At 43.5% G+C, this 4,961-nt stretch carries 6 protein-coding genes; all 6 read right to left on the reverse strand.

The window, feature by feature from the left end; all coding sequences use genetic code 11:
* The coding region (locus F6K38_RS34860; protein WP_287359684.1) for a phycobilisome rod-core linker polypeptide at window positions 1–690 on the reverse strand (690 nt) is incomplete at its 3' end.
* 355 nt (window positions 691–1,045) lie between these two features.
* Window positions 1,046–1,249 (reverse strand): rod-capping linker protein CpcD domain-containing protein, encoded by a 204-nt coding sequence (locus F6K38_RS34865; protein ID WP_287248224.1) that lies wholly within the window; start codon window positions 1,247–1,249, stop codon window positions 1,046–1,048.
* A 423-nt stretch (window positions 1,250–1,672) separates the two neighbouring features.
* A complete protein-coding gene (locus tag F6K38_RS34870; protein WP_287248221.1) occupies window positions 1,673–2,434 on the reverse strand; it encodes a phycobilisome rod-core linker polypeptide in 762 nt (253 codons plus the stop codon).
* Between the two features lie 330 nt (window positions 2,435–2,764).
* Complete coding sequence (locus F6K38_RS34875) at window positions 2,765–3,559, reverse strand: phycobilisome rod-core linker polypeptide (RefSeq protein WP_287248219.1); 795 nt, start codon at window positions 3,557–3,559, stop codon at window positions 2,765–2,767.
* A gap of 156 nt (window positions 3,560–3,715) precedes the next feature.
* A complete protein-coding gene (locus F6K38_RS34880; RefSeq protein ID WP_287248216.1) occupies window positions 3,716–4,510 on the reverse strand; it encodes a phycobilisome rod-core linker polypeptide in 795 nt (264 codons plus the stop codon).
* Window positions 4,511–4,555: 45 nt separating this feature from the next.
* Window positions 4,556–4,961 (reverse strand): rod-capping linker protein CpcD domain-containing protein (locus F6K38_RS34885; RefSeq protein ID WP_287359685.1); only part of this gene is annotated, 406 nt, incomplete at its 5' end.

The following is a 4,961-nucleotide window of genomic DNA, read 5'->3' on the forward strand; positions in this document are numbered from 1 at the left end:
ATTAGCCAGGAGTTTATTGACATCAGTCGGTTTTACTACATCACCAGCTCCAGACAGCGGCTCCATATTACTGGGGCTATTGGTCATCAGGGACTGATTCAACCGAGACCAATTCCCCCGCCAAACATTTGCTTGATCGCTACCGGCTGCACCACGCAACAGTTTTAAGATATGGGTAAATCCCACTGTACTCTTACCTATCTGGGTTTTGTAGCCCCGATAATAGGGAACCTGGTTTTCCCCAAAAGCCAGCTGGTATTCTTCGCTATCGATATAAGAATCGATTTCAGTCTCATAACCACCTTTATCAAGCAGCGTAGTATGCTCAATAATTTCCTCATAGCTTTCGGGAGCTCGACCAAGGAGATGCTTGAAATTCAACTCAATGGCTCGGTTACGAGGGCAACTGTCGAAAAATCGGGAGTAGTAAAGCTCAGATTTAGCCACTTGCCGCACAAATTCCCGGACAGAAATTTCTCCGTTTCTGAGTTGAGATTCGGCAACGGTGAGCCGCTCACTGTCCATGACATAGGTATTCCCCAACACTTGCCGATAGACAGCCCGAATCACAATTTCTATTTCTTCTTCAGAATGACTAGGCCACAGTTCAACTGGGTCTGTTTCTTGAAATGCTGCCACCCCTAATTGTGCGGCTCGTGTCAGTACAGGGTTTATAAAACCAATTACCATCTAAAAGACCTCCCAATCCATTGTTGTCAAAGACAGTTAATCAACAACTAATAAACAACTTTTTTTTGACGAAGACTACCTTCTTCAATAATTCATCTTCAATTCAATAGTATTTATCCTTGAATGTCCAAAAAATTGATTGAACACTGTAAGTATTAATTTATTAACGGTCAAGTATTATTGGTTAAGGTGACGCTTTCCATATCGTCTTGGTTGACTGACACGCTAGTTGCACTCAGAGATTTAATTGATTTGTAAAACTGTTGACCATTAACAGTCAACAGTCAACAGTCAACAGTCAACAGTTAAACGAAAAAATTTGTACGGTGCAGTAGTCAGCTCAACCTACTTTGTTTTAACTAACGTGGACACTAGCCACCTTAGCACCCATACGGCTAATGTTCTTCATTGCCTCAGCTATACAGCTATAAGGAACCTTCATCGTATAGTTACTTGTGCGCATTACATCTTGGCGACACAGACCTGTCACCTCTAGTACAACTGTGCGATCGCTATAATCACTCAGAGTGCTAGTTCCATCTGTAATCATTCCTGACATCGCTAAAGTACCTCTAATTTATTAAGTGTTGAATTCAAAAAGTCTCAATCTAACTGCCAATAGTTAATCAATAGTTAACCAATAGTTCACTAGGCAATAGTGTTAGTTTTTGGAAAATAGCTGTTGATTGTTCACAACCTATTTCCAAAAACTAACATCTAGATACTTAGCTCAGATCAACTACTGAATCCGTAAGCATTCAGCCGTCAGCATTCAGCCGTCAGCCGTCAGTCTTCCGCTTATGCCCATAGCGCACGCTACTTGAGGTGATGCGCGAATAAGCGATGCAGTGGCCTCACGGGGTTTTCCCCCACTCGCGCTTTGCATCAAGAAAAGAGCTAAGCATTCGAATAATGCTGAGTTACGTAAAGCTGATAGCTGATAGCTGATAGCTGATAGCTTACCTGAATCCTGACAGTCAACCTAACCGATTTCAGTAATACTGACAATTTTGCTGCCCATTTTGTGGATATTTTGAATCCTCGCCGACAGCTGATCGTAACCCACTTCATAGGTAGCATTACTCCGCTTAAAGCGAGAACCAACACCAGCTTTAGCTACAGTAACCTTATAGCGTTTGCCAGTATTGGCGTAAGTACCTGAACCCCCAGCAGGAGCAGTAATCTTGGTAGACAGATTAGAGGCTAAATCACTAATCAGGGTAGCTTGGTTACTGCTATCACTGGTAGCATATCCCCGCATCAAAGAAAACGTCCGATTAAAGGCTACGTTCTTAATCCCAACTTCGGTAGTATTACTACGAGGATAGGGGACAATAAACTCCCCAAAATTCAACTGATACTCTGCGCTATCGATATAAGAATCGATTTCCGCATCGTAGCCAGCAGTGTTATAAATTTGAACGTGTTCGGAAATTTCTGTTTGATCCTGGGGAGCACGACCTAGAAAATGCTTGTAGTTGAGCTCAATGAAACGATATTGGGAAGCAGAATCAAAAAACAGGGACTTATACAAGTCTGATTTAGCCACCATGCGCACAAAGCCCCGTACACTGATGTCTCCATTGCGCAGCATCGCTTCAGCGGTAGTTAAGCGATCGGATTCCAGCAAGTGCGGGTTACCTAGAACCTGTTTGTAAACTGCGCGAATCACTGTCTGCACATCATCTTCTGTTGCACCAGCACGTAACTCTACTGGGTCAGCATCCATTACCCAAAGTGACATTTAAATTCCTCCTAAATTCTTTGCTCAAATTTAGCTGACTTACACAGCTATTCACTTACCAGTTATCAGTTATCAGTTAACAGTTAACAGTTTTTCTTGATTACCATTAACTGTTGACTTGTAAGCATTCAGCTATCAGCTATCAGCTATCAGCTATCAGCTAGCAGGCGCTTTAACTGAACGGGGTGGGATGAGTAAAACGAGCAGGGATTTTCAACTAGCTGTACCAGCCCGTAAGGTTGTTTACTAATTCCCGTTGATTAGCTGACGGCTGACAGCTGACGGCTGAATACTTACGTTGACTTAGTAACTGATAACCGGGCTCCTAGATCAAGTTAACTCAGTAACACTGAGAATCTTGCCACCGCTTTTATGAATACTCTTCACTTGTTCAGAGAGTTGTTCGTAGCTAACCTGATAGTTCAGCTGGCTATATTTATTCAAGCGGGCTACACCAGCGCATGTGGAAACAGCAATCTGGTAACGCTTGCCAGTATTACCATAACCTGCACCATTTCCAACTGCTGGAGCTTTAACTTGTGGAGATATATTACCAGCTACAGAAGTAATTAGCTGGGCTGGTTTTCCACTATCACTGGTAGGAGAGCCTCGCAGTAACGAGAACATCCGATTAAAGCCCACATTCTTTATTCCAGGTTGGCTACGGATGCTGCGGGGATAGGGAACGATGTTATCGCCAAAATTCTCAAGATATTCGTCACTATCGATATAGGAATCGATTTCAGCTTCATAACCCTCTTGATTGTAAAGGCTGACGTGCTCAGAAATTTCAGCTTGATCTAGGGGAGCACGACCTAGCAAATGCTTGCAATTAAGTTCAATGAACCGATAGGGAGAAGACACCTGGAAAAATCGGGATTGATACAGGGCTGATTGAGCCACCATGCGCACAAAGCCACGGACACTAATATCCCCATTCCGCAACATTGATTCCCCATTGGTGATTCGCTCGCTATCCATCAGATGGGCATTGCCCAAAACCTGCTTGTAAACGGCTCGAATTACCGTCTGCAGATCCTCTTCAGTAGCATAGGGTCGCAGTTCTACTGGGTCACCTTCAAAGGCATCTAGACCAAGGGTGGCTGATACCGTTAAATTCCCCATTCTTATTTCTCCTAAAGTGAGTTTGATAATGATATAATCGTTGGTTAAACCTAGTTTGAGGTAATTTCCCCAAACCTAGGGTCAGCTATTAAGGAGCTATTAAGCTATTATTAGCCGACCCTGAGTTTATATCAAATGGTCAACGTTCAACCAGCATTACAAAACCTCAGTAATGCTGGTAATCTTTCCACCACATTTATGAATGTTCTGAAATTGTTGAGACATTTGACTGTAGTTAACTACCCGCTCGGTCTTGCTAAACTTATTGAGTCGAGCAGCAGCAGTTGAGGTAGAGTAAATAATCCGGAACCGCTTCTCTGTGTTACCACTAGCTGCGCCATTGCCAATCGCTGGTGGAGTAATTTTCGTGGACATATTCGCAGCCAAAGAAGAAATTAACTTTGCCTGTGTATCACTGTCACTGGTAGGAGAGCCCCGTAGCAATGAGAACATCCGATTGAACCCTTCATTTTTGATCCCCACTTGAGTGCGGATAGACCGTGGATAAGGGACGGTGTACTCACCAAAGTTTTGAATGTATTCGTCGTTATCGATATAAGAGTCGATTTCAGCGTCGTAGCCCTCTGTATTATATAGTTGGACGTGTTCAGCAATCTCTGCCTGGTCCTGAGGAGGGCGTCCTAACAAGTGTTTGAAGTTCAGCTCAATGAACCGGTACTGAGAAGAACTGTGAAAGAAAAGTTTCTGATACAATTCAGATTTAGCCACTACCCTGACAAACTGACGCACTGTAATATCGCCATTCCGAAGTAGGGCTTCAGCACTGGAGAGGTGATCGCTCTCCATAATATGTTCATTGCCCAAAACCTGCTTGTAAACAGCTCGAATTACCGTTTGTAAATCCTCTTCAGTGGCAAAAGGCCGTAATTCTAATGGATCACCTTCAAAGGCATCCAAGCCTAGAGTAGCTGAGCGAGTTAAATTTCCCATTTCTATCTCTCCTTTAAAACTTCCGAAAAGACCAAACCCCAGACATTAGGAGATTTCTGTAATGCTGACGATTGTCCCGCTAGTGCGATTAATCCGTTGAATTTGGGGTGTCATCTTGCTGCCAGGAACAATGTACTCAGTGGTACTACGACGGCGACGACCGCTGTACATCGCACCGCGCACTACAATTTTGAACATCTTTTCGGTAGCATCAGCATAAGCTGCAGCACGACCACCTGCCAGTGGCACAATTTTGCTGGTGCTATTGGTGGCAACTGCTTCTACCAAGCAAGAGCTTTTTATGGAGCTATCAACTTCTGAATTACCCCTTACCAAGGAGAGGGTACGGTTATAGCCCACCTGCTTTTGACCGATTTGGCTACTAGAACCACAATAGTAGGGTACGGTATCATCCCCAAAATTATTTTGGTATTCGTCACTATTGATGTAA

Origin of the sequence: Moorena sp. SIO3B2, from assembly GCF_010692525.1 — a bacterium.
GTDB classification, from domain to species: Bacteria; Cyanobacteriota; Cyanobacteriia; order Cyanobacteriales; family Coleofasciculaceae; genus Moorena; species Moorena producens.

Coding starts and splice junctions, on each gene's coding strand:
- F6K38_RS34870 (WP_287248221.1), bottom strand. CDS start 2,434: ATGTCACTTTGGGTAATGGATGCTGACCCAGTAGAGTTACGTGCTGGT.
- F6K38_RS34880 (WP_287248216.1), bottom strand. CDS start 4,510: ATGGGAAATTTAACTCGCTCAGCTACTCTAGGCTTGGATGCCTTTGAA.
- F6K38_RS34875 (WP_287248219.1), bottom strand. CDS start 3,559: ATGGGGAATTTAACGGTATCAGCCACCCTTGGTCTAGATGCCTTTGAA.
- F6K38_RS34865 (WP_287248224.1), bottom strand. CDS start 1,249: ATGTCAGGAATGATTACAGATGGAACTAGCACTCTGAGTGATTATAGC.